The organism is Nocardia heshunensis (assembly GCF_054782115.1).
This window is the reverse complement of the sequence record NZ_BAAGTC010000009.1, coordinates 905,900-930,666: the sequence shown is the minus strand read 5'-3', so window position 1 is coordinate 930,666 and position 24,767 is coordinate 905,900. Positions and strand designations below refer to the sequence as shown.

The 24,767-nt window shown below is 69.3% G+C and carries 13 protein-coding genes; 11 read left to right on the top strand and 2 right to left on the bottom strand.

The window, feature by feature from the left end:
• The 5 genes from ACYVN4_RS32460 to ACYVN4_RS32440 all read left to right on the top strand — a co-directional run bounded on the left by ACYVN4_RS32460 (window position 1) and on the right by ACYVN4_RS32440 (window position 5,692).
• A complete protein-coding gene (locus ACYVN4_RS32460; protein ID WP_460725789.1) occupies window positions 1-1,182 on the top strand; it encodes an ABC transporter ATP-binding protein in 1,182 nt (393 codons plus the stop codon).
• Window positions 1,183-1,411: 229 nt separating this feature from the next.
• Entirely contained in the window at window positions 1,412-2,305 is an 894-nt protein-coding gene (locus ACYVN4_RS32455) for a 2-aminoethylphosphonate ABC transporter permease subunit (RefSeq protein WP_460725788.1), read from the top strand.
• Between the two features lie 3 nt (window positions 2,306-2,308).
• Window positions 2,309-3,106 (top strand): ABC transporter permease, encoded by a 798-nt coding sequence (locus ACYVN4_RS32450; RefSeq protein ID WP_460725787.1) that lies wholly within the window; start codon window positions 2,309-2,311, stop codon window positions 3,104-3,106.
• Between the two features lie 184 nt (window positions 3,107-3,290).
• Window positions 3,291-5,054 (top strand): hypothetical protein, encoded by a 1,764-nt coding sequence (locus tag ACYVN4_RS32445; RefSeq protein ID WP_460725786.1) that lies wholly within the window; start codon window positions 3,291-3,293, stop codon window positions 5,052-5,054.
• A 2-nt stretch (window positions 5,055-5,056) separates the two neighbouring features.
• Window positions 5,057-5,692 (top strand): LysE family translocator, encoded by a 636-nt coding sequence (locus ACYVN4_RS32440; protein ID WP_460725785.1) that lies wholly within the window; start codon window positions 5,057-5,059, stop codon window positions 5,690-5,692.
• Between the two features lie 77 nt (window positions 5,693-5,769).
• Here the strand turns inward: ACYVN4_RS32440 and ACYVN4_RS32435 are convergent, their stop codons facing one another.
• Both ACYVN4_RS32435 and ACYVN4_RS32430 read right to left on the bottom strand, forming a co-directional pair.
• Entirely contained in the window at window positions 5,770-6,147 is a 378-nt protein-coding gene (locus ACYVN4_RS32435; protein ID WP_460725784.1) for a hypothetical protein, read from the bottom strand.
• Between the two features lie 309 nt (window positions 6,148-6,456).
• On the bottom strand, window positions 6,457-6,816 hold the full coding sequence (locus ACYVN4_RS32430; protein WP_460726793.1) for a DUF4254 domain-containing protein: 360 nt from the start codon (window positions 6,814-6,816) through the stop codon (window positions 6,457-6,459).
• A gap of 262 nt (window positions 6,817-7,078) precedes the next feature.
• Here ACYVN4_RS32430 and ACYVN4_RS32425 point away from each other — a divergent pair, with 262 nt between their 5' ends.
• The 6 genes from ACYVN4_RS32425 (at window position 7,079) to ACYVN4_RS32400 (ending at window position 24,694) form a co-directional block, all read left to right on the top strand.
• Window positions 7,079-7,960, top strand: a complete 882-nt coding sequence (locus ACYVN4_RS32425) for a helix-turn-helix domain-containing protein (RefSeq protein ID WP_460725783.1) — start codon at window positions 7,079-7,081, stop codon at window positions 7,958-7,960.
• A gap of 165 nt (window positions 7,961-8,125) precedes the next feature.
• Window positions 8,126-8,530 carry an AMP-binding protein gene (locus ACYVN4_RS32420; RefSeq protein WP_460725782.1) on the top strand — a complete coding sequence of 135 codons (405 nt, stop codon included), beginning with the start codon at window positions 8,126-8,128 and terminating at the stop codon, window positions 8,528-8,530.
• Window positions 8,531-8,593: 63 nt separating this feature from the next.
• Window positions 8,594-21,949, top strand: coding sequence for an amino acid adenylation domain-containing protein (locus ACYVN4_RS32415; protein WP_460725781.1), 13,356 nt, complete (start codon window positions 8,594-8,596; stop codon window positions 21,947-21,949).
• Complete coding sequence (locus ACYVN4_RS32410; protein ID WP_460725780.1) at window positions 21,946-23,025, top strand: ATP-binding cassette domain-containing protein; 1,080 nt, start codon at window positions 21,946-21,948, stop codon at window positions 23,023-23,025. The genes ACYVN4_RS32415 and ACYVN4_RS32410 overlap by 4 nt, the downstream gene beginning before the upstream one ends.
• On the top strand, window positions 23,022-23,873 hold the full coding sequence (locus ACYVN4_RS32405) for an ABC-2 transporter permease (protein WP_460725779.1): 852 nt from the start codon (window positions 23,022-23,024) through the stop codon (window positions 23,871-23,873). The genes ACYVN4_RS32410 and ACYVN4_RS32405 overlap by 4 nt, the downstream gene beginning before the upstream one ends.
• Window positions 23,873-24,694 carry an ABC transporter permease gene (locus tag ACYVN4_RS32400; RefSeq protein ID WP_460725778.1) on the top strand — a complete coding sequence of 274 codons (822 nt, stop codon included), beginning with the start codon at window positions 23,873-23,875 and terminating at the stop codon, window positions 24,692-24,694. The genes ACYVN4_RS32405 and ACYVN4_RS32400 overlap by 1 nt, the downstream gene beginning before the upstream one ends.
• Window positions 24,695-24,767 lie beyond the last annotated feature (73 nt).

The window sequence follows — 24,767 nt, the reverse complement described above, 5'->3', positions numbered from 1 at the left end:
ATGTCCTCCGCGTTGACGACATCCACGGCGACCACCGACACCACCGCCGAACCGGCCATCGTGTTCGACCGGGTCGGGGTCACCTACGGCCGCGGCCGTAAAATCACCGTCGCACTGGCCGATTTCAACCTGCGCGTCGCCGCGGGGGAAACGGTCGCGCTCCTGGGGCCCAGCGGTTCCGGCAAGTCCACCGCGCTCAAGGCGCTGGCCGGATTCGTCCGGCCCACCTCGGGCGCGGTGCGGCTGGCCGGCCGCGACGTCACCGACCTCTCCCCCGCCAAGCGCGGCATCGGGGTGGTCGTGCAGTCCTACGCGCTGTTCCCGCACATGCGGGTGCACGACAATGTGGCCTTCGGTTTGAAGGCACATCACGTGGCGCGCAACGAGATCGGGGCCCGGGTGACCGAGGCCCTGGAAATGGTCGGCATGGGCGCCTATGCCAAGCGGCTGCCGCGCGAGCTGTCGGGTGGGCAGCAGCAGCGGGTCGCGATCGCGCGGGCGTTGGCCATCCGGCCCAAGGTGTTGCTGCTCGACGAGCCGCTGGCCGCGCTGGACGCCCAGCTGCGCCAGAACATGCTCGGCGAGTTGCAGCAGCTGCGAAAGGCATTGCCCGACACGGCGATGCTGTACGTGACCCACGATCAGGCAGAGGCGCTCGCGCTGGCCGACCGCATCGCCGTGATGCGCGATGCCCGCCTGGTCGACATCGACACCGCCCGCAACCTGTGGCAGCAGCCCGCCACCGAATTCACCGCTTCCTTCCTGGGCGGCGCGAATCTGCTGCCCTGCGAGGTGAAGCACGTCTCCGGCACCGCCGCGCTGGTGACCGTCGGCGAGCACACCCTGCGCGCCGACGCCCCGCCGCCGGGAGTCGGACGGCCCGACTGGGTCCCCAACGCCGACGCCCAACTGTGCGTCCGCCCCCACACCGTCTCCATCGTCCCCCTCACCGACCGGGATGCGCTGCGCGCCACCGTGATCGCCAGCGTCTGGAAGGGCGCCTCCACCCGCCTGCACCTCGACGTGACCGGCATCCCCACCGAACTCACCGCGGATATGCTGGGCCACACCGAGATCGCCCCCGGCGACCACGTCGGCGTCCGCTTCCCCGACCCGGCCGGCGTCCTCATCCCGCCGGGGATCGGCACCGACGCCGCCGCCGACGGCGAGGCCCGCGCATGACCGCCGCACCGCGCCGCGCGGCGACCGGCGAATTCATCTACACCCCAGCGACCTTCGCCCCGCGTCACACAATCCCCTCGTCATCCCGGCGTGCCGTTGGCCGGGATCCACACATCGGGTTCATGCACCCTGCCGCGTTGGATTCCGGCCACAAGCACGCCGGAATGACGGATGGTGCGGTCGCCCGGATGACGGACGGCGCGCGCACCGAACCGGCGGGGAGGCTGTCGTGACCGCATTGCTCGAAACCGCTTCCGCGCCAGCTGATCCCGAGACACGGGAGCCCGGGCGGTCGTGGCGGCCGGTGCTGTGGACGTTGCCACCGGTGCTGACGGTGTTGGTGATCGCCGTGTATCCGATCGTGCGGGTGCTGTTGGAGTCGACCAAGACCAAGGACGGGCGCGGGGGCGGGACCTGGTCGCGGGTGCTGGCCGAGGAGTCCTTCCGGAATGCGTTGGTGCGCACCGTGACCATCGCGGTCAGCTCGACTATCGGGTGTCTGCTGTTGGGGACGTTCGTGGCGATTGTGCTGGCGTTCGTGCCGTTTCCCGGATCGCAGCTGGTGGGGCGGCTCATCGATTCGGTGCTGACCCTGCCGTCTTTCCTTGTGACGCTGGCCTTCACGTTCCTCTACGGCACCGCCGGTGCGGTGAACGCGCTGATCAATCAGATCACCGGCGGTACCAAGCCGGTGATCGACTTTCTGAGCACGCCGTGGGGTGTGATCCTCGCCGAGGTCACGTTCTTCACGCCGTTCGTGGTGCGGCCGCTGCTGGCCGCGTTCGCGCAGTTGCCGCGCGAGCAGCTGGATGTGGCGTCGAGCCTGGGCGCTTCGCCGTGGCGGGTGCTGACCCAGGTGGTCATGCCGGAGGCGTGGCCCGCGCTGGCGGCGGGCGGCAGCCTCACGCTGCTGCTGACCCTCAACGAATTCGGCATCGTGCTGTTCACCGGGGCCAAGGGCGTCATCACGCTGCCCGCGCTGATCTACACGCGCGGCATCGTCACCTTCGATCTGCCGGGCGCCGCGGTGCTGGCCTCGGTGCAGGTGTTGTTGTCGCTGAGCCTGTATCTCGGATACCGACTGCTGTTCGCGCGCCTGACCCGCGCGCGGAAGGAGAGCTGAACCATGCTGGTGTGGACCAGGCGCGGGCGGGCCGCGGTGCTCGCCGTGTTCGCGGTCGTGGTCGCGATCGTGTTCGTCGCGCCCATCGCGACCGTGGTGGCGGCGGCGCTGGCCGGACAGTGGACCGGGCCGCTGCCCTCGCATCTGGGATTCGCGAACTTCGGCCGGGCACTCTCGGGCGAGGAATCAGCGAGCCTGTCGGTGAGTTTGCAGACCGCGCTGCTGGCGGGACTGTTCTCGCTGGTGCTCGGCACCTGGGCGGCGCTGGCCTCGATGGAGGCGCCGAACTGGCTGCGACGGGTCACCGACGCGGTCTTCCACGTGCCGGTGGCGGTGCCGTCGGTGGCCATCGGCCTGGGCGTGCTGATCTCCTTCAACGAACGCCCGCTGCTGCTGGGCGGCACCAAATGGATTGTGATCCTGGCTCATACGGTGCTGGTGCTGGCCTACGCGTTCAGTGGGGTTTCCGCCGCGCTGGACCGGCTCGACCCCGGCTACCGGCAGGCCGCCGAATCACTGGGTGCCGGCCCGGTGCGTGTGCTGACCCGGGTCACCCTGCCGCTGCTGCTGCCCGCGCTCGGTGCGGCGGCAGGTCTGGCCGTCGCCCTGTCCATGGGTGAGCTGGGCGCGACCATCATGGTCTACCCCGCCACCTGGAAGACCCTGCCGGTGACCATCTTCGCGGCCACCGACCGCGGCGAGGTCTTCGACGCAGCGGCCAGTACCACCCTGCTGGTGCTGGTCACACTCATCGCCCTGGTCATCCTGGGCCGCTTGAAAGGTCGTGCGGCGCTGCGCTGACCTGCGGGTCAGCACGTGTTCGACCGCACCACACCGCTGACCGCGTCATGAGGGGACGGTCAGCGGTGTCTTGCGTTTATAGGGAGGCGTGGCGGACAGTAGACCGGTAGGCTCGCCGAGTTGCTGAAGATCACGCAGTGCACAGTTTCAGTGTTGGATTTACCGTTCGGGCGGGGGAAGTTCGATGGTGGTAGTCGCTGGGTTGTCCGGTGAGTCGTATGACGTGGACGCCGAACCCTTCTATGCCGCAGGCACCCGATCCGTGCAGTACCTGTGCCGGGATCCGCGTGGGCAGCAACGCCTCTACAAGATGTTCCGCACCCCCGCGACCGCCCCGAACGATATCGAGCGGGCCCGGCAGGTCATGCTCATCGGGCGGCAGACGGTCGTGAACGCCGAGGCAGCGGGCGGAGCCACCGGGCAGCCCGCGGAGGCGATCAACTGGCCCATCGACGTCATCGTGCACGACGGGATGCTGGCCGGGGTGGTACTGCCGCTGATCCCCATGGACTATCTGCTGCCGGACGGGCGGCCGCGCACCCTCGACCAACTGTGGTCGACACCCGCGCAGACCGCCTCGTATCTCCGTGCCGGACTGGCGGTTCGGCTCTGCGACATCGTGCGGGTGCTCGAGGAACGGCAGCTGGTGCACGGCGATCTCTCGCCCAAGAACGTGCTCTCCCACGCGTCCGCGCCGCTGGCCTACGTCATCGACACCGCCGGGCTGACACCGGCCGACGCCGCCTACGACCGGTACAAGGATCGCTACGACCTGGCGACGCTGATCTACCGTGTCCTGTTCCTCGATGCCGGGACCGGCGTGCCCGGGATGCCGTGGCAGCCGGGGGCCGGGTACCCCGCGGATCTGGATCCGCGCCTGCGGGCGCTGTTCGATCGGGCCTTCGGCAACGGCGGATTCGGGCCGGACGCCCGGCCCTCGGCCGCCGAATGGGACGACACCCTGCGTGCGACCTACCTGACCCCCGACGGCACCAACTATGTGCCGGAGACGCTGGCGGTGCTGGATCGGCACACCGGTCGCCTGCCCATGGGCGGGCCGCAGAGCGCGCCCGCCATGCCGACCGTGGCGCTGACCTCCCCGCAGGGCTGGACCGGTGCCACCCCGCAGCAGCCGGTGGGGTATTCGACCGGGCCGCAACAGTATTCGACCGGACCGCAGCAGTTCGCGACCGGACCGCAGTATGTGGACGTCCCGCCGCCGGGCAACTCCAATACCGCGTTGAAGGTGATTCTGGGCGTGCTGCTGGTGGTGCTGGTCATCGCCATCTCGGTGGGCGCGGTGGTGCTCACCGGCAAGCATTCCAAGAACGACGCCATCGTCACCAGCACGGTCACCACGCCGCCGAGCACGACCGCACCCCCGACCACCACGACGGCGGCCTTCGACAAGTCCACCCTCAACCAGCAGGCCACCGACAAGACGCCGTTCACCGCCGACGCGCTGCTGCCGACCACCTTCACCGACAGCAAGGGCGTGCTCTACAGCCGCACCTCCTCCGGCGCGAAGGACTGCGTCTCCAGCAATATGTCGCAGAACGTGAAAACCGCACTGCAGAACAACAAGTGCCAGCAGATGATGACCGGCGTCTACTTCAACCCCGATCAGACGATCCTGCTGTCCGTCGAGGTCTTCACCTTCGCGTCCGACACCGATGCCAGCGCCGTCTACACCGGCCTCAAGGGCGCCAACCAGACCTGGGACGTCTGGTGCCCGACCGACGGTGTCGGCAGTTCGGTCTGCAAGGCCAATCTCGACACCATGTTCGCGGCCACCTACTCCAGCTGGGGCCGCCAGCAGTACCGCTACCTCTACGAGTCGTACGCGCTGTACGTCAACCTCACCCAGGACGCCTCGCTCGAGCCCAACCTGGATGCCCCCGCCCACACCGTGATTCAGAACGTGGGCCCCGACAACTACTGGAAGTAGCCATGGTTCCGCTCTCGCACGTGCTGGCGTTCGGGGTCGCGGCGATGATCATCATCGTGATTCCGGGGCCCAATGTGATGTTCGCGGTGGGGCGGGCGCTGGTGTTGGGGCGGCGGGCGGCGGTGCTGTCGGTGCTGGGGACCGGGATGGGGACGACGGTGTGTCTGGTGGCGGCTTCGCTGGGACTGGGCGCGCTGCTGATGGCCTGGGCGATGCTGTTCCTGGCGGTGAAGATCGCCGGAGCGGTTTATCTGATCTTCCTGGGGGCCATGGCGATTCGGGAGCGGAAGAAGCTTTCCGAGGCGTTGCGGACGGTCGTTCCGGCGGAGGCCGAGCGGCGGGTGCTGCGGCAGGGGTTCATGGTGGGGGTGAGCAATCCGAAGACGGTGGTGTTCTTCGCGGCGGTGTTGCCGCAGTTCGCGGTGCCGTCGGCGGGGTGGTTGCCGTTGCAGTTCCTGGTGCTGGGGGCGATCTTCCCGGTGCTGCAGGTGCTTTCGGATGTGGTGTGGGCGGTGGGGGCGGCCTCGGCGCGGGCGTGGTTCGCGCGGTCACCGCGGCGGGTCGAGGCGGTGGGGGCCACCGGTGGGGCGATGATCATCGGAGTCGGTGCGAGCGTGGCGTTTACAGGCAACAGCTGAGACTGCTTGGTAGGCAATAGAGTTGGGCCGGTACCCGAGGATTCGGGTACCGGCCCAACTGTTCTCCGGGTGAGGGATCAGGTCCCCGAAGTCTCGAGGCCGGCGGTGGCGGCCAGTAGGGGGCGGGCGTGGGCGTCGTCGGTGGCCTGGATCAGACCGGCGGCCAGCAGATAGGCCGCGGCCATCTCGACGGCCGAATCCCGCAGGGCGGTCAGGGCTTCGGTGAGCCGGTGGCCCTTGTGCTCGAAACCGCGGCGGAGCTGATGCGCGGAGTCGAAGTCACCGAAGCCGGTGAGGGCGTGGGTGTCGTGGCTGCCGGCGATCTGCGGATCCAGGGCGTCGGCGAAGCGCAGGAAGTTCGCGGCGCACTTGCGGGCGGTGTCGACCTCCAGCCGGAAGTCGCCCGCCCGGGCCCGGCGGTAGAGCTCGGTGGCCGATGCCTCGCCCGTGTTCATGGCTGAACTCCGTCCCTCACGCACTGTGCCGAATAGACGAACCCCGAATGCACCCGCGCCATTGTGAAAAAGAAACAGTGCGAATGATCTTCGGGCACTACGCAACAAAGAAAGTTCAGGGCGGGCGTGCCGCGCCAGTCGACCACGCGGCACGCCGGGCGGGGCGCCCCGTTGCGCCCGCCGTCTTGGGGCGGGCGACGTCGTGCGGTTCGAGCAGAGCTATTGGTCCGATAGCGTTACTCGGATGACGTCACCGCTGACGATCAACGATTCGGTAGCAATACATTAATTGTGTCAATGCATTTGGAATCATTGTTCTGGTAAACGGCGACGGCCACCGGCCACGTCGATTACGAGATCAGTGTAGCCGTCAACCAGTTCAGCGAGATGGTACCAGTGTTTATGGGTGTTATCACTGGCCGCACCCTCGTGATCGATCACCTGATTGGCTTCCACCCAGCTCCGGGCCATGCGGTCGACGACCGCGCCCAGGCTCTCGGTGTGCAGGGTGGCGCCGTTGCGGTGTTGCGGCAGTTCCTGTTCCACCCAATCGTTGATATCGTCAACGAGTTCTTCGCGGCGACAGTCGATCTCACCCACCATCACGGGATCCCGCACCTGACCGCGGCGTTCGTGCAGTTCGGCGAGAGCATGTGCCGACCGCAACAAAACTCGATCTTGAAAACGCCGCCCCTGGAAGGCACAGAGCAATTGCGGAGCGGTCGGTAGAACTCCGGCTATGGACATGGTCATCGCGACTCCCCATACACACCCGACAGCATCACTAATCGCACCAACATGATTGGTCTCCGGATTCAGCTATACCGGTCATCGGATCGGCCGTACACGAATAGGCTAGCTGGATCATGCTCTTACAAATGCAAGAACGCAATACTGCGTTCTTGCTTGTGCGACAAGCGAAAGGGTTGTCATGGCAGGCAAGCGAACCGTGCTTACCGTCCGTTTGCGGCGGCTCGCCGCGATGCTGCACGAGATGCGCGAGCACGCGCAGCTCAGCAAAGAGGTGGTCAGCGCCAAGACCGGCATCAACGTCACCACGCTGTACCGCATCGAGACCGCCCAGGCCAGGCCACAGCGCCGCACCCTGACGGCCATGCTGGATCTCTACGGCATCGGCGAGCCGCAACGTTCAGATGCCTTGCAGTTGCTGGTGGATGCGCTCCGCCCCGGCATGGCGCGCTCCTTCGAGGACGCCGTGTCGGAGGTCTACGGCGCGTACATCAACTTCGAGGCGGAGGCGCTCTCGGCGCGATTCTTCCAGTCCACCTTCATCCCCGGGCTGTTGCAGACCGAGGCGTACGCGCTCGCGGTGTACCAGACCACCATGCCCAAGATCTCGGATCAGGTTATCGAGCAACGGATTCGGGCCCGGCAGGAGCGGTCCAAGGTGCTGATCAAGGATGATCCGCTCGAGCTGTGGGTGGTGCTCGACGAGGCCGTCATCCGGCGGCTCGTGGGCGGCCCGGAGGTGATGAGCCAGCAGTTCAGCCAGCTGCTGTGGCACACCGAGAAGCGCAATGTGATCCTGCAGATCCTGCCCTTCGACGCCGGCGCGCACCCGGGCATGCTGGGCTCGTTCACATTGCTCGACTTCCCCGATCCCGCCGACCCCGAACTGGTCTACGTGGAGGGCATCGCCAGTGACGAGTTGATCGAGGGCCACCCGGAGGTCCGCCGCTACGGCGTCATGTTCGATCAACTCCGCGCCATGGCGCTGAGCCCCCGCGACTCCATCACCATGATCCAGGAAACCATGGCCGAGCTGGACAAGACGAGCGGGGAGAAATCATGATCACCCCTCCGACCTGATCTTCCACCCACCCCAGGGTGGGCAGGCCCGCACCCTCGGAGCGGAATTCGGCAGCACTGTGGTCGCTATCGACCGCGGCACGCGGCGGCGAGAGTGGATACATACCGAACGCCACCGCAAGCGCCCCCTCCGAGAGGATGATGTTCGATGTGCAAGCCGGTCGAATCGCCCGCCACCGCCGTGGTGACCGCCGCCGATCCCGAGCCGCGTCAGACGGAACTGGATCGCTGGAGCAATCGAGTGGCGCGCATGCTGCTGGCGCTCGGAGCCCACCCCGGCGCCCGCATCGCAATCGTCGAGGTGCCGCGGTTGGAAAGCGAGGTCGCCCGGCTGGCCATTGCCAAGACCGGCGCCACCGCGCTGCCGCTGACCACCGAAACCACCCTCGCCCGAGCGGATTTCGGCATCACGACGAAGGCAGGACGCGACCTGATCACCGATCCGGCCCGCTGGCTGGTGCTCGACGATCGCTCCGCGCTGGTGGCATACCTCACCGGCTCCGACGCACCGATCACCGAGGCGGAGCTCATCGTGGCGCGCAAGGCTTCCTGAGCCCGCGCGGCCGTGCTCCGGCCGGTCACAGAACCGTCATCGACCGCAGATTGTCATCGACCTATGGCTTCCAGCTTCGCCGTGCCCGGTTCCTCCGCCACCGATTCCCCTGCCACCGATTCCTCCTCGGCCTTCACCCTGTCCGCGGCGCAGCGCGGTATCTGGTTCGCCCAGCAGCTGGCCGGTGACACCCCCGTCTCGATCGCCCAATATGTGGAGTTCACCGGCGATTTCGAGGTGGAGCTGCTGGCCGACGCCGCCCGGCGCGCCGGACGCGAGTTCGGCACCGGCTATCTGCGGTTGATCGAAATCGACGAGCTGCCTTGGCAACTCGTGGACACCAGCCTCGACGACGCCATCGAGACCGTCGACCTGAGCGACGCGCCCGATCCGGCGGCCGCCGCCCGGGCCTGGATGCGCGCGGAGTACACCGCACCGCTGGATCTGACCCGTGACCGCCTGTGCAAGGTGGCCATGCTGCGGCTGGCCCCGAACCACTGGTATTGGTATTCGCGCTTCCACCACATCCTGCTCGACGGGGTCGGCGCGCTCACCATGCTGCAGCGCACGTCGGAGATCTACAACGCCGCCGTCGCGGGCCGCGAGGTGCCCGAGGGCAAGGCCGAACCGTTGCAGCGCATCGTGGAAGCCGATGCCGCCTACCGGGATTCGGACAAGCTGGCGGCCGACCGCGACTACTGGCGCACACACCTGACCGGCATGCCCGAGCCCGTCGCACTGGGGCGGCGCACCGGCGCGGTGGACGCACACCCTCGGCTGCTCAGCGGCGCGCTGCCGGAATCGACTGCGGCCCTGTTGGATTCGATGACCGCCGCACTGTCCACCAGTCCGGCCCCGGTGGTGGTGGCCGCCTTCGCCGCGTACGTGGCGGCCATGACCGGGGCGGGCGAGATCGTGCTGAGCCTGCCGGTGTCCGGTCGCACCACCGCCACCCTGCGCCGCTCCGGCGGCATGGTCGCCAATGTCGTTCCGCTGCGCCTGCATCCGTCCCCCACCGCCACCGTCGGCGAGCTGATCCGCGTCACCCAGGGTGAGCTGACCGCGGCGCTGCGCCGGCAGCGGTATCGGCAGGAGGACATCATCCGCGACCTAGGCTGGGCCATGGACGAGGTCGCCGGGTTCGGTCCGACGGTCAATCTCATGCTCGCCGACACCCGCATCCGGCTCGGCGGCGTCACCGGGCAGCTACACGTGCTGACCTCGGGGTTGATCGACGATCTGTTCGTCAATGTCTATCCCGGCGTGGGCGGGGAGCGCACGCACATCGACTTCCAGGCCAATCCGAACCGCTACGGCGACACCGAACTCGCCGGGTTGCATGCCCGGTTCCTGGAGTTCCTGCACCGGTTCCTGGCCGGGGGCACCGAGCATCGCCTGACCGCGATCAGCGCGCTGCACGACGGAGAACATGCCGAGCTGGTTCCGGCGAGGGGGCGCGACGGGACCCGGGCGCGCACGCTGCCCGAGATCCTCACCGCCGGAGCCGAACGCGCGCCGGGGTCGATCGCGCTGCGGGTGGACGGGACCGCCTACACGTACCGCGAACTCACCGAGCAGGCGCAGCGGCTGGCGCGGGTGCTGATCGCGGCGGGCGCGGGACCCGAACGCAGCGTGGCGATCTCGATCCCGCGCTCGGCGGAATCGGTGCTGGCCATGTGCGCGGTGGCGTACACCGGCGCGGCGTTCGTGCCGATCGACCCGACGTACCCGACCGATCGCATCGAGCACATGATCGCCGACAGCGGCGTGGTCGCGGGTGTGACGGTGGTGGGCTCGCGGGCCGCGCTGCCGGATCGGGTCGACTGGCTGGTACTCGACGCACCCGATATCGAGAGTCGGCTCGCGGCAATGGATTCCGGACCGGTCACCGAGGCCGAGCGCCGTGCGCCGGTGCGCGTGGACCAGGTGGCCTATCTGATCTATACCTCCGGGTCGACCGGTCTGCCCAAGGGCGTCGCGGTCACCCATCACGGACTCGACAATCTGGTCACCGGTTCCGGGGCGGCCTTCGGGGTCGGCGCGGATGCGGTGGTGGCGCACGCGGTCTCGCCCAGTTTCGATATCTCCATCGAGGAGCTGCTGGTCGCCTTCGCGGTGGGGGCCACGGTGGCGGTGGTGCCGCCGACCGCGTACGCCGGTGACGAGCTGGCGCGGGTGTTGCGCATGCTGGAGGTCACCCATCTGAATGTGACTCCGGCGGTGGCGGGTTCACTGGAGCCGGAGACGCTGCCGCGGCTGCGGACCGTGGTGGTCGGCGGTGATTCCTGCCCGCCGGAGCTGCCGGTCCGCTGGGCTGGGCGCTGCGTGCTCAATGGCTACGGGCCGACCGAGACCACGGTCACCGCGACTGTGAGCGCACCGCTCGGTCCGGGCGACCCGATCACGATCGGCGCGCCCGCGCGTGGAGTGTCTGCGATCGTGCTCGACCCGTGGCTGCGGCCGGTGCCGCCCGGCGTCGTCGGCGAGCTGTATTTGAGCGGCAAGGGCGTAGCGCGCGGCTATCACCAGCGCATCGGATTGACCGCGCGCCGCTTCGTGGCCGACCCGTACGCCCCGGGACAACGCATGTACCGTACCGGCGATCTGGTGCGCTGGCGGCGGCGCAACGGCCGCTGGGAGTTGGAGTATCTCGGGCGCGGCGACACCCAGGTGAAGGTGCGCGGGTTCCGCATCGAACTCGGTGAGGTGGATGCCGCGGTGGCGCGGCATCCGGGCGTCGAGATGGCGATCACGGTGGGTGCGACCACCCCGGGCGGTGCGACCGCGCTGGTGTCGTATGTGCTGGCGACGGCGGCGATCGATCCGGAGGATGTGAAAGCCACGGTGGCGCAGCAGCTTCCGGGGCACATGGTGCCGTCGGTGGTGATGGTGCTGGATACGCTGCCGCTCACCCCGGCGGGCAAGGTGGACCGCCGCGCGCTGCCCCGGCCCGACTTCAGCAGCCGCGCCCGGGCGGGCCGCGCGCCCGCGACCGAGCGGGAACGCGTGCTCGCCGAGGTGTTCGCGGCCGTGCTCGGCGTGGAATCCGTTGCGGCGGACGATAATTTCTTCGCCCTCGGCGGCGACAGCATCGTCGCCATCCAGCTGGTGGCGCGGGCCAAGGCGGCGGGGCTGGGGCTGCGCGCCCGGGATGTGTTCGAGCACAAGACCGTTGCGGGTCTGGCCGCCGTCGCGACCGAGGTGACCGCCCCGGTGATCGAGGAACTGCCGGGCGGCCCGGTCGGGGCGGTGGCGCTCACCCCGATCGTGCACACCATGCTCGAACAGGGCGACACCTGGCCCAGATTCGCGCAGGCCGTGCTGATTCCGCTGCCCCGCGACATCGATGCCGCCCGGCTGACCCCCGCCGTGCAGGCCCTGCTGGACCGGCACGACCTGCTGCGCAGCACGCTGACCCACCCGGCCAACGGCAGCCAGGCCTGGGAGTGGCAGGTCGGCGCGCCCGGCACGGTGGAGGCCGGGGCGCTCATCGAGACCGTCAGCGCCGCCGCCGACAGTGACGGCGAAGACGAATTGCAGCGGGCGGCAGACCTGTTGGATCCGGCCGCCGGGATCGTCGCCCGCTTCGTGCTCATCGAACGCGACGGCGCGCTGCCGCTGCTGTGGGTCGTGCTGCATCACCTGGTCACCGACGGCGTGTCCTGGCGCATCCTGTTGCCGGATCTGGCCAGCGCGTGGGCGGGCGGCACGCTGGCCCCGGTCGGCACGTCCTTCCGGCGCTGGGCGCACGGCCAGGTGGAGCAGACGCGCGAGCGGATCATCGAAATCCCGCACTGGCGCAAGGTTCTCACCACGCCTGATCCGCGGCTGGGCACCCGGGCGCTGGATCCCGCACTCGACACGGTGCTCACCCAGGGGCAGCTGCGCACCATCGTCGATGCCGACACCATCGCGGCCGCACAGGAATACATTCCGGCACGCTTCCACTGCGGCTTCGACGACGTGCTGCTCACCGCGCTCGCGCTCGCCGTCGGCCGGTTGCGGGGCACGCGGCGCACGCTGCTCATGGTGGAGGGGCACGGGCGGGAGGAGTCGATCCTGCCCGGGGCCGACATCTCGCGCACCATCGGCTGGTTCACCAGTCTGTTCCCCGTCGCGCTCGACCTCGGCGATATCGACCTGGACGACGCCTTCCACGGCGGACCGGCCGCGGGCATGGCGCTCAAGGCGGTGAAGGAACAGCTGCGGGGCATCCCCGACAAGGGGGTGGGCTTCGGCATGCTGCGCCACCTCGACGCCGAGACCGCCGTCGAATTCGCGGGCGCGCCGGTGCCGCAGCTCAGCTTCAACTATCTCGGCCGGACCGGGGCCGGGGTCGAGCATCCCGGTGGTGCGGAAACCCCGTGGGTGCCGGTGCGATTCGCCGCCACCCAGGACGACGCGGCCCCGTTGGAGGCGGTCGTCGACATCAATGCCTTCCACACCGCGTCCGGGCTGGAGGTGACCTGGGCCTACGCGTCGCGGGTGCTGAGCTCCAAGCAGGTGCGCGAGCTGGCGCAGCTGTGGGGGCGCGCGGTCACCGCGCTGGTCACCCATGCCCGGCATGCGGGGGCGGGCGGGCATACGCCGTCGGATTTCGCGCTGGTTCCGGTGTCGCAGCGGCAGATCCAGACCTGGGAACGCGAGTATCCGAGCCTCACCGACGTGTGGCCGTTGTCGCCGCTGCAGTACGGGCTGTTGTTCCATGCGCGCTACGACACCGACACCGCCGACGGGTACACCGTGCAGACGCGGCTGTCGCTGGCCGGGCGGGTCGACGCGGCCCGGCTGCGGGCGGCGGCCGCGGCGCTGCTGGAGCGGCACGAGGTGTTGCGGGTGGCGTATGTGGAGACCACCGACGGACCCCGGCAGCTCGTGCTCGGTGAGGCCGAGATTCCCTGGCAGGAAATCGATCTCACCACCATCACCGAACCGGCCGAGCGGCAGCGGGAGTTGACTCGGCTGCTCGCGGTGGACGCGGGCACCCGCTTCGACCTGACGCGGCCGCCGCTGCTGCGGTTCAGTCTGGTGCGGACCGAGGCCGAGGCGTACACGCTGCTGATGACCAATCACCATCTGGCGCTGGATGGCTGGTCCACGCCCTTGGTTGTGCGGGAACTGCTGGCCGGGTACCTGGCCGCGGTCACCGGGCACGAGATTCCCCGCACGCCCGCGCACTCCTATCGCGAATTCCTGTCCTGGCTGGGTGAACAGGACGAACAGGCGGCGCTGGCCGTGTGGACCGAGGCGCTGGCCGGGGTCGACTCCCCCACCCGCGCGGTGCCCACCCTGGCCGGGATCACCTCCACCGAATCCGGCATGGTGTCCGTAGATTTCGACGCCGCCCGGCTGGCGCGCCTGACCGGGACCGTTCGTGCGGCCGGGGCCACCGTGAACACGGGGGTGCAGGCCGGGTGGGCGTTGTTGCTGGCCATGCTCACCGGTCGCACCGATGTGGTGTTCGGTGGGACCGTCTCCGGGCGGCCGCCGCAGCTGGCCGGGGTCGAGGACATGGTCGGGCTGTTCATCAATACGCTGCCGGTGCGGGTGCGGCTGGATCCCGGTGAGCGCGTGGGCGAGCTGCTGGCGCGGGTGCAGGCCGAACAGGCGCGGCTGCTCGACCATCAGCAGGTGGGGCTGGCCGCCATCCACCGGGCGGTCGGGCTGCCGGAACTCTTCGACACGCTCACCGTGTTCGAGTCCTATCCCATCGACCGCGAAACACTCTCGCGGGCAATGGATATCGCGGGCATGCGGGTGCTCGATGTGTCCGGCACGGACGCTACGCCGTATCCGCTGAACCTCATGGTGATTCCGCAGCGGGGCGCCGACGGCAGTGAAAGCCTGTGTATCACCGCCAAATTCATGGCGGACGAACTGCCCGAGGCCGCCGCGCGGCGGCTGCTGGACCGGTTCGTATTGCTGCTCGACCAGATCGCTACGCATCCCGGGTGGCGGACCGCGCAACTACAGCACTGCGATCCGGCCGAACGCGCACAGCTGCTGCCGGTGCGCGGTGGCGAACCCACACCGCTGCGCACGTTGCCCGATATTCTCGCCGCCGGAGCGCGCGCCAATCCGGAGGGCATCGCGGTGAGCTCCGGGGCGCTCAGCATGACCTACCGGGATCTCGACAGCTGGTCCAACCGGTTCGCGCGAGTATTGTTGCGGCGCGGCGTCACCCGCGAGACCTTCGTGGTGCTGGCGTTGACCCGGTCGGTGGAATCGGTGGTCGCGGTGTGGGCGCTGGCCAAGACCGGCGCGGCGTTCCTGCCGCTGGACCCCAACTATCCGGTGGAGCGCATCGAGCACATTCTCACCGATTCGCGTGCGCCCATCGGGGTGACCGTCAGTGAGGTCGGCGACACGCTCCCCGGGACCATCGACTGGCTGCTGCTCGACGATCTCAACACCATTCGCCGCGTCATGACGCTGTCGGACGCGCATATCACCGACGCGGAACGCGGCGGGCCCATCAACCTGGCCCAGACCGCGTACCTCATCTACACGTCTGGGTCCACGGGCAAACCCAAGGCCGTGCTGCTGAGCCATCGCGGATTGGCGAATCTCGTTGCGTCCCAGCAGAGTCTGCTGGATCTCGACGAGACCACCAGTGCCTTGCAGGTGGCCTCGCCCAGCTTCGACGCGTCCGTGCACGAATTGCTCATGGCGCACGGGGCGGGCGGGCGGCTGGTCATCTCGCCGCCGGAGGTATACGGCGGCAGCGCACTCGAGGAACTGCTGCGCACGGAGAGCGTGACGCACGCGGTGATCACGCCGTCGGTGCTGGCCACCATGAATCCCGACGGGCTCAGTGAGCTGTCGTGCCTGTCGGTAGCCGGGGAGGCGGCCGGGACGGAACTGGTGGCCGCCTGGTCGGCCGGGCGGCGCATGGTGAACCTGTACGGGCCCACCGAATTCAGTGTGTGGGCGACCGGGCCGGGTGAGCTGCGCCCCGGGGAACCCATCACCATCGGGGCACCCATTCGCGGTGCGGCGGCGCTGGTGCTCGACAGCTGGCTGCGGGCGGTGCCGCTCGGAGTGACCGGTGAACTTTATCTCGCCGGGCCGGCGTTGGCGCGCGGCTACTTCAACCGATTCGGGCTCACCGCAGCGCGTTTCGTGGCCAACCCGTACACGCAGCCCGGTGCGCGCATGTACCGCACCGGCGACATGGTGCGCTGGGTCGAGGTGAAGACACCCGACGGGGCGCAACTGGAGCTGGAATACCTGGGGCGCAGCGACTTCCAGGTCAAGATCCGCGGACTGCGCATCGAACTCGGCGAGATCGACGCCGTGCTGGCCGCCGACGACGAGGTCGACTACGCCGCCACCCTGGGGTGCCCCGGACCGGCCGGACAAACCGTCCTGGTCTCCTACGTGGTGGCCGCGCCCGGCCGCACCCTCGACACCGAACTGCTGCGCACCCGCATCGCCGCCGCCCTGCCCGGCTACATGGTGCCCAGCTACCTCATCCAGCTCGACGACGTGCCGCTCACCCCGGTCGGCAAGCTCGACCGGAATGCCTTGCCCGCACCGGATTTCGCCACCCTCGACCAGCGCTACCTGGCCCCGCGCACCCCCGTCGAGACCGCCGTCGCCCAGGTCTTCGCCGACGTCCTGGAGACCGAGCGCGTCAGCATCGACCGCTCCTTCTTCGAACTCGGCGGCAACTCCCTCACCGCCACGCGCGTGGTGGCGCGGGTGAACGCCGCGCTCGGCGCGACCGTCGCCCTGCGCGACCTCTTCGACGCCCCCACCGTCGCCCAACTCTCCGCGCGGGTCGTCCCCGGCACGGAGATCCCCGGCCTACCCACCCTGGCCCCCCGCATCCGCCCGGACCGAATCCCGTTGTCCCCGGCCCAGCAACGCATGTGGGTCCTCAACCGCCTCGACCCCGACTCCGCCGCCTACAACATCACGGCCGCCCTACGCCTGACCGGCGATCTCGACATCGATGCACTGCGCGAAGCCGTCGCCGACGTAGTGCGGCGGCACGAAACCCTGCGCACCATCTACCCCGCCGACGGGGACGGACCCCGCCAGGTCGTACTGAACGCTGACGCCGCCACCCCCGACTTCGAGGTCGGCGACGTCGAAGACGATGCGCCGCTGCGCAAGCGGATCGCCGAGCTGACCGGCACCGGCTTCGACCTCACCCGGGAAGCCCCACTGCGCGTCGGACTGCTCCACGTCGCGCCTCCCCCTCGTCATCCCGGCATGTCTTTGGCCGGGATCCATACCGCCGCGTTGGATTCCGGCCAAAAGCACGCCGGAATGACGGAGGGCGGGGCGTCCACCCACGTGGTTGTGCTGGTGGTGCACCATATCAGTGCGGATGGGGCCTCCATGGCTCCGCTGGCCACCGATCTGGTTGCGGCCTATCTGTCCCGGAGCGCAGCCGCGCGCGCCACCGGCGCGCACGAGACCGGCAGCGGCACAGCACAGTTCGCAGACCCGGCAACGGCTGCCGACCGACCTCCGTTGCGGGTGCAATACGCCGATTACGCCCTCTGGCAGCGCGAGTTGCTCGGGGACGAAAAGGATTCGGAATCGCGGGCGGCGCAGCAGATTCGGTATTGGGGCGAGCAGTTGGCGGCGACGCCGGATGTGCTGGAGTTGCCCACAGATCGGCCGCGGCCCGCTGTGCAGAGTATGCGGAGTGCGGATCTGGGGTTCCGGCTGGACGGTGCACTGCATTCGGCGCTGACGGAATTGGCGGCGGCCACCGATACCAGTCTGTTCATGGTGTTGCATGCGGCGCTGGCGGTACTGTTGTCGCGGCTGGCGGGGACGCACGATGTGCTGATCGGGACGGCGGTGGCCGGGCGCGGGGAGGCGGCGCTGGACGAGCTCGTCGGGATGTTCGTCAATACGCTCGCACTGCGGACGCCGGTGGATCCGGCCAAGGGGTTCGGGGAGTTCCTGGGGCAGGTGCGGGCAACGGATCTGGATGCGTTCGCGCATGCCGAGGTGCCGTTCGAACGGCTGGTGCAGGTGTTGGATCCGCCGCGGTCGACCGCGCAGCATCCGCTGTTCCAGGTGTCGCTGTCGCTGCAGAACTTCACGCCGCCGAGCGTGGAATTCCCGGGGCTGCGGGTGGCGGTCGAACCCATCGAACGCGATGCCTCGCAGTTCGATCTGACCTTCGATCTGCGCGCACCGCTGCCGGGGAGCGATACGACGGGGCTCGACGGGACGCTGACCTTCGCGACCGATCTGTTCGACGAGGCCACCGCCGCACGGCTGGTGACGCGCTGGCAGCGGATACTCACCGCGATCACCGCCGACCCCGGGGTGCGGTTGTCGGACATCGATCTGCTCGACGCCGCCGAACGCGCCGCGCTGGTGCCGCTGCGCGGACCCGGCCAGGCCGGAACCGCCACGCTCGCACAGGTTTTCCGGGCCGCCGCCACCGCGCACCGGCTGTGCCCGGCCATCATCGCCGACGGGCGCGTGGTGTCCTACCGCGAGCTCGACACCGCCTCGCAGCGACTGGCCATGCAGCTCTCCGCCGCCGGGGCCGGGTCGGAAACCATTGTGGCGCTCGCGCTTTCCCGGGGCGCTGAGCTGCTGACCGCGATCTGGGCGTGTGCCAAGGCGGGAGCCGCCTTCCTGCCGATCGACCCGCGCCATCCGCTGGACCGCATCGACCACATGCTGACCGATTCGCGGGCCGTTCTCGGACTCACCACTGCTGCGCACCGGCCGCTGCTGCCCGACACGGTCGGCTGGCTGGTGCTCGACGATCCGGACGCCTCCAGCGTGCGAATCGACCTGGGGCGCGGGCGAGTTCGTGCCATGACCACTCACCTCGATCAACCTGCGTGGCTCATCTATACCTCCGGCTCCACGGGCACCCCCAAGGGCGTGTCGGTGTCGCATCGCGGCATCGGCGACCTGGTGCGGGCCCAACGCGAACTGCTGTGGCTGGGCGAGCACTGCCGCGTGCTGCAGGTCGCCTCACCGAGTTTCGACGCCTCCGCCTTCGAGGCGCTCATGGCGTTCGGTTCCGGCGGCACCGCGGTCGTCGCGCCACCGGACGTCTTCGGCGGCGAACCGCTGACGGAACTCATTGCCGCGCAGGGTGTCACCCACCTGGTGATCACCCCGTCCGCTCTGGCCACCCTCGACCCGGACGCCGTGTCCAGCGTGCGGGTGCTCGCGGTGGCGGGCGAGGCCATCGGCCCGGACCTGGTGGCACGCTGGTCCACCGGACGCACCCTGGTCAACCTGTACGGCCCCACCGAATTCACCATCTGGGCAACGGCTTCCGAACCACTGGTCGCCGGGCAACCGGTCACTATCGGCACCCCGATCCGAGGTGCGGGCACCCTCGTCCTGGACGAGCGACTGCGGCCGGTACCCATGGGCGTGGCCGGGGAGCTCTACCTGGCCGGTGCCGCCCTGGCCCGCGGCTATCACGCCCGACCCGACCTGACCGCCGCCCGCTTCGTCGCCGACCCCTACGGGCGACCCGGCGAACGGCTCTACCGCACCGGCGATCTGGTGCGGTGGACCGGCTACCTCGACGAACCCCGCCTGGAATACCTGGGCCGCACCGACTTCCAGGTGAAGGTGCGCGGCCAGCGCATCGAACTCGGCGAGATCGACGCCGCCCTGTCCGCCGCCGACGGCGTCGAATTCGCCGTCACCCTGGGCGTGCCCGGGCCCGGCGGTGCGACCGCGCTGGCCGCCTACCTGCTGCCCGAACCCGGCGCGCACGTGGACCCGGCGGCCGTCCGCGCCCATGCCGCCGACCGGCTGCCCGGCTACATGGTGCCCTCGGCGTTCGTGGTGCTGGACGCCATCCCGCTCAACGCGGTCGGCAAACTCGACCGCAAGGCGCTGCCCGCACCGGTTTTCGAGGCTGCCACCGAATATCGCGCGCCCACCACCGACCTCGAGACGGTGCTCGCCGAAATCATCGGCGAACTGCTGGGCCGCGACCGGGTCGGCGTGCACGACTCGTTCTTCGCGCTCGGCGGCGACAGCATCCTGGCCATCCAACTGGTGTCGCGGGCGCGGCTGCGCGGCATCGAACTCACGCCGCTGCAGGTGTTCGAGCATCGCACCGTCGCCGCGCTGGCCGCGCTCGCCGCCGCCGCGGGCGAGACCGTCGTGCTCGAGGAACTGCCCGGCGGCGGGGTCGGCGAACTGCCGCTCACCCCGATCGTGCGCTGGATGCTCGAAAGAGGCGGCGACCACCGCAGATTCGCGCAGACCGCGGTGCTGGAACTGCCGCGCGGGATCGCTCGCGAACAGCTCGTCGCCACCGTCACCGCCGTCGTCGATCAGCACGACATACTGCGCGCCCAACTGGCCTTCGTGGACGGCGACTGGCGGCTGCGCACCCGCCCGCCCGGCGCGGTGGATGTGGACGCGCTGCTGCACCGCATCGAATTCGATACCGGCGACGGGGTCGAACTGCGCGAATACGCGGTCACCGAACTGGATTCCGCGCTCGGACGCCTGGATCCCGACAACGGCACCGTCCTGCAATTGGTGTGGCTGGATCCCGCGCCCGACAGCCCGGCCGACCGGCGCGGCCACCTCATCCTGGTGGCGCATCACCTGGTCATCGACGGCGTGTCCTGGCGCATCCTCATCCCGGACCTGATCGCCGCGTGGGCGCAGGTCAGCGGCGGCGCGGACCCGATCCTGCCCGACACGGGAACGTCCATGCGGCGCTGGGCTTATGCGCTGGACGAGGCAGCGCGGCAGCCCGCGCGCGTCGCCGAACTCGAGTACTGGCAGCAGGTGTGCGCCACCGCCGACCCTCGTCTGGGGGCCCGCGAACTCGATCCGGCGGTCGACCGGGTGTCGAGCGTGCGCGCCGTCGAGGTCGAACTGGACGCCGACACCACCACGGCATTGCTCACCACCGTGCCCGGCCTGTTCGACGGCACCGTCGAGGACGCGCTGCTGGCCTGCCTCGCACTGGCCATCCGGCGCTGGCGGATGGAACCCATCGAGGCCGTGCTCATCCGGCTCGAAGGACACGGGCGGCAGCAGGAAATCATTGCGGGAGCGGAACTCTCGCGCACCATCGGCTGGTTCACCACCGTGTACCCGGTGCGGCTCACGCTCACCGGCATCCCGATTCGCGACGCACTGGCCGGTGGGCCCGCCATGGGCGACGCCATCCGCGCGGTCAAACACCAACTGGCGGCCGTGCCGGACAAGGGCATCGGGTACGGCATGCTGCGCTACCTCAACTCCGACACCGGCGCGCGACTCCCCGCACGGGTGCCCGGCCGCATCGGCTTCAACTACCTCGGCCGCTACGCCACCGCCGACATTCCGGCCGGGCTGGAGGATCTCGGCTGGCTGCCCACCGACGCCTTCGGCGATCTCCACGCGAGCGAGCACGCCGACGTGCCCGTCACCGCGGAGATCGAGATCAACGCCGTCGTCGTCGGCGACCGGTTGCAGGCGAGCTTCACTTTCCCCGAGAGCCTGCTGCCCCGCCACGAGATCACCATGCTGGCCCACCTGTGGACCGACGCCCTATCCGCCGCAGCGTATTTCGCCACCACCCCGGCCGCCGAACTCGCCGCCGAGGCCGAACGCCACGCCATGGCCGAACTGCGGGCCGCCGCCGAACTCGCTGCCGCACAAGCCGATTCCTCGCCCGGACTGGGCCTGGACGTGGTGCTGCCGATCCGGCCCGGCGGTGGCGAGCCACCGCTGTTCTGCATCCACCCGTCCTCGGGCATCGCCTGGACCTACCTCGGGCTCGCCGACGCGCTGCGACCCGGCCGCCCCATCTACGGACTGCAGGCCCCCGACCTGTCCGGGGAGCCGCACGCCCGCAGCATCGCCGACTTCGCCGACCGCTACGTGGCCGAAATCCGCCGACTGCAACCGCACGGCCCCTATCATCTGCTCGGATGGTCCTTCGGCGGCCTGATCGCCCACGCCGTCGCCACCCAGCTCGAGGCAACCGGAGACGAGGTCGCCACCCTGGCCCTGCTCGACGCGGACAGCACCGATATCGACGGCGGCAGCATCGACAAGCTCACCGCCGGATCCTTCGTCGCCACCTTCGGGTCGGTCTTCGGGATCACCGACATCCCCGCCGACACCAGCGCCGAACAGGCCGCGGCCCTGATCCGCGAACGCATGGGCGGCGTCTCCCTCGTCGACGCGGCCACCCTCGAACGGATGGCCGCCTCCTACAACGCCTCCGCCGACACCCGCACCGGCTACCAGCGGCCCGTATTCCACGGCGACGCACAGTATTTCAGCGCCACCGTGCACACCTCCGACATCTTCGGCCCCGACGGCTGGCGACCGTACATCACCGGGACCATCACCAACCACGACATCGACGTCAGCCACGACGAACTGACCGCACCGCATGCGCTCGCGGCCATCGCCCGGATTCTCGACACACATTGGGGAGGGACGCCGTGAACACCGAGCAGGGCAAACCCGATACAACAAACGTGGAAACCAGTACCGACGACGGCGTCATCGTCGAAGGCGTCGAGAAATCCTTCGGCGCGGTCCAGGCGCTACGCGGCATCACCTTCAAGGCCGCGCCCGGCGAGGTGCTCGGCATCCTCGGGCCCAATGGGGCGGGCAAGACCACCACCGTCAACATCCTGTCCACGCTCATCGCGCCGGACGCCGGGCGGGCCATGGTCGCCGGGCACGATGTCGTCACCGACGCGGCGGCCGTGCGCCGCAGCATCATGCTGACCGGGCAGTTCGCCGCCCTCGACGACGCGCTGTCCGGGTACGAGAACCTGGTCATGTTCGGGCGGCTCATGGGGCTGCGGAAACGTGCCGCGCGGGCCCGCGCCGACGAACTCGTGGAGGAATTCGACCTGGTACAGGCCGCCGGGCGCCGCGTCGGAACCTACTCCGGCGGTATGCGGCGGCGCATCGACATAGCCTGCGGGCTCGTGGTGCGGCCCGACGTGGTGTTCCTCGACGAGCCCACCACCGGGCTGGATCCGCGCAGCCGCCAAGGCGTCTGGGACCTCGTCGGCGGATTCCGCAAACACGGCATCACCACGCTGCTCACCACCCAGTACCTCGAAGAGGCCGACGCGCTGTGTGACCGCATCATCGTCATCGACCACGGCGTGGTCATCGCCGACGGCACCGCCGACGAACTCAAGGCCCGCACCGGCGGCAGCTACTGCGAGATCGTGCCACTGCGGATGGAAGATCTGTCGTCGATCGTCGCCGCGCTCGGCGATCTGCTGCCCGCGGCCAATCGGGAAGCGCTGACCGGGGATTCGGACCGGATCGCCATTCCCGCGCCGGGCGGGGCCAAGACGCTCGCCGAGGCATTGCGGCGATTGGACGCGGCCGGAATGGAATTGGTCGATATCGCGCTGCGGCGGCCCTCGCTCGACGACGTGTTCCTGGAACTCACCGGGCATATCGCGAAAGTCGAGGAACCCGAGGAGGATTCGCCGTCCGTCCGATTCCGGACCGCGGACGGGCGGTACACCGCCGAGGATCGGACGCGGGCATGACCGCCGCCGCCCTCGGCCCGGAAGCGCAGGCGACACCCGGCAATTGGCTCACCGAGCTGCGCGCCACACCGGCCACGCTGGCGCAGTGGTGGGTGCTCACCGTGCGGCTCATCGTGCCGTCGGTGGTGACCGGCGAGATCATCACCGCCATCCTCGCGCCCATCACCTTCACCGCCAGCTTCTACATCCCGCTGAACCGGGTGATGACCTTCGCCGGGCTCGGATTCAGCAGCTACGCACAGTTCATGGCACCGATCGTCATCCTGCAGGCCGCCGCGTTCACCGCCGTCTCCGCTGCGTTCCGGGCCGCCACCGACGCCGTATCGGGGCTCGACCGACGCTTCGACGCCATGCCCATGCATCCGCTGATTCCCGCGGCGGCCCGCATGTCCTCCAACATCTTCCGGCTCGCCGTCGGCATGGTCGCGGCCGTGGGCAGCATCTACTACATCGGCTTCCGGTTCGTCGGCGGCGCACTGCACACGCTCGGGTTCCTCGCTCTCGGCATGCTCATCGGCGTCGCCTTCTGTCTCGGCGCGGACGCCATCGGCACCTTCACCCGCAGTCCCGAGGCCACCACCCAGATGCTGGTGCTGCCGCCGCTCATCCTCGGCATGCTGTCCACCGGGCTCGCACCGGCGCACCAATTCCCGCACTGGGTCCAGCTTTTCGTGCGCAATCAGCCCGTCTCCCAGTTCGCGGAGGGGCTGCGCGCGCTCGGTGGCGACAGCCTCGGCAAATCCGCGCCCGTCACCTGGTCGCTCATGACACCGCCGCTGCTGTGGATCGCGGCCATCATCGCGGTGTCGCTGTTCTTCATCGCCCGGCAGAACCTGAAGAGGTCGTGATGGCAACCCTCGACCGTCCGGAAGTCAGCGACACCGTCATCTTCGGCGAGGCCACCGCCCCGGCCCTGTTGCGCCACACCTGGATTCAGACCCAGCGGCTGCTGCTGCGCTGGGTCCGCGACCCGATCACACTGCTGGAAACCCTGATCGTGCCGTGCCTGCTGCTGCTCATGCTCGACATCGTGGTCGGCTCGCAGATCCAGAAGTTCTCCGGCCAGAGCGCCCTCTACGGATCCACCCCCATGGTCACCCTGGTCGGCGCGCTGTCGGGGACCGTGGCCAGCGGCGTCATGCTCGGCCGGGAACGCGAAGCGGGCATCCTCTCCCGCTTCTGGGTCCTGCCCGTCCACCGCGCCTCCGGCCTGGCCGCCCGCATCCTCGCCGAGGGCTGCCGCATCTTCGCCGGCACCGTCGTCATCATCTGCTTCGGCATGCTGCTCGGCTTCCGCTTCCGCCAAGGCCCGCTGCAAGCCTTCGCCTTCCTCTGGATCCCCGTCCTCTTCGGCCTCGCGTTCGCCACCATGGTCACCGCCATCGCCGTCTTCACCGCCAAATCGACTCTCGTCGAAGGCGTCGCCCTGCTCTCCTCCCTCCTCATGTTCTTCAGCACCGGCTTCGTCCCCCTCGCCGCCTACCCCCGCTGGATCCAACCGGTCGTCCAACACCAACCCATGTCCGTGGCCGTCGACACCATGCGCGCCTTGGCCTCCGGCGGCCCGATCGCCGCACCCCTCACCAAGACCATCGCCTGGTCGGTCGGCCTGATCGTGGTCTTCGCCATCCCCGCCGCCTACGGCTACCGCCGAGCCAGCCGCCGCTGAGTCGATCCCGCCTCGCCGGACCGAATGGTCGGGATCGGCCACGGTGCCTATATTGAATTGTTATGAGACATGC

What these genes read in the sequence shown, in the direction of transcription:
- ACYVN4_RS32460 (WP_460725789.1), top strand. Translation starts at nt 1, where the DNA reads ATGTCCTCCGCGTTGACGACATCCACGGCGACCACCGACACCACCGCC.
- ACYVN4_RS32440 (WP_460725785.1), top strand. Translation starts at nt 5,057, where the DNA reads ATGGTTCCGCTCTCGCACGTGCTGGCGTTCGGGGTCGCGGCGATGATC.
- ACYVN4_RS32400 (WP_460725778.1), top strand. Translation starts at nt 23,873, where the DNA reads ATGGCAACCCTCGACCGTCCGGAAGTCAGCGACACCGTCATCTTCGGC.
- ACYVN4_RS32415 (WP_460725781.1), top strand. Translation starts at nt 8,594, where the DNA reads ATGGCTTCCAGCTTCGCCGTGCCCGGTTCCTCCGCCACCGATTCCCCT.
- ACYVN4_RS32450 (WP_460725787.1), top strand. Translation starts at nt 2,309, where the DNA reads ATGCTGGTGTGGACCAGGCGCGGGCGGGCCGCGGTGCTCGCCGTGTTC.
- ACYVN4_RS32420 (WP_460725782.1), top strand. Translation starts at nt 8,126, where the DNA reads ATGTGCAAGCCGGTCGAATCGCCCGCCACCGCCGTGGTGACCGCCGCC.
- ACYVN4_RS32435 (WP_460725784.1), bottom strand. Translation starts at nt 6,147, where the DNA reads ATGAACACGGGCGAGGCATCGGCCACCGAGCTCTACCGCCGGGCCCGG.
- ACYVN4_RS32405 (WP_460725779.1), top strand. Translation starts at nt 23,022, where the DNA reads ATGACCGCCGCCGCCCTCGGCCCGGAAGCGCAGGCGACACCCGGCAAT.
- ACYVN4_RS32425 (WP_460725783.1), top strand. Translation starts at nt 7,079, where the DNA reads ATGGCAGGCAAGCGAACCGTGCTTACCGTCCGTTTGCGGCGGCTCGCC.
- ACYVN4_RS32445 (WP_460725786.1), top strand. Translation starts at nt 3,291, where the DNA reads ATGGTGGTAGTCGCTGGGTTGTCCGGTGAGTCGTATGACGTGGACGCC.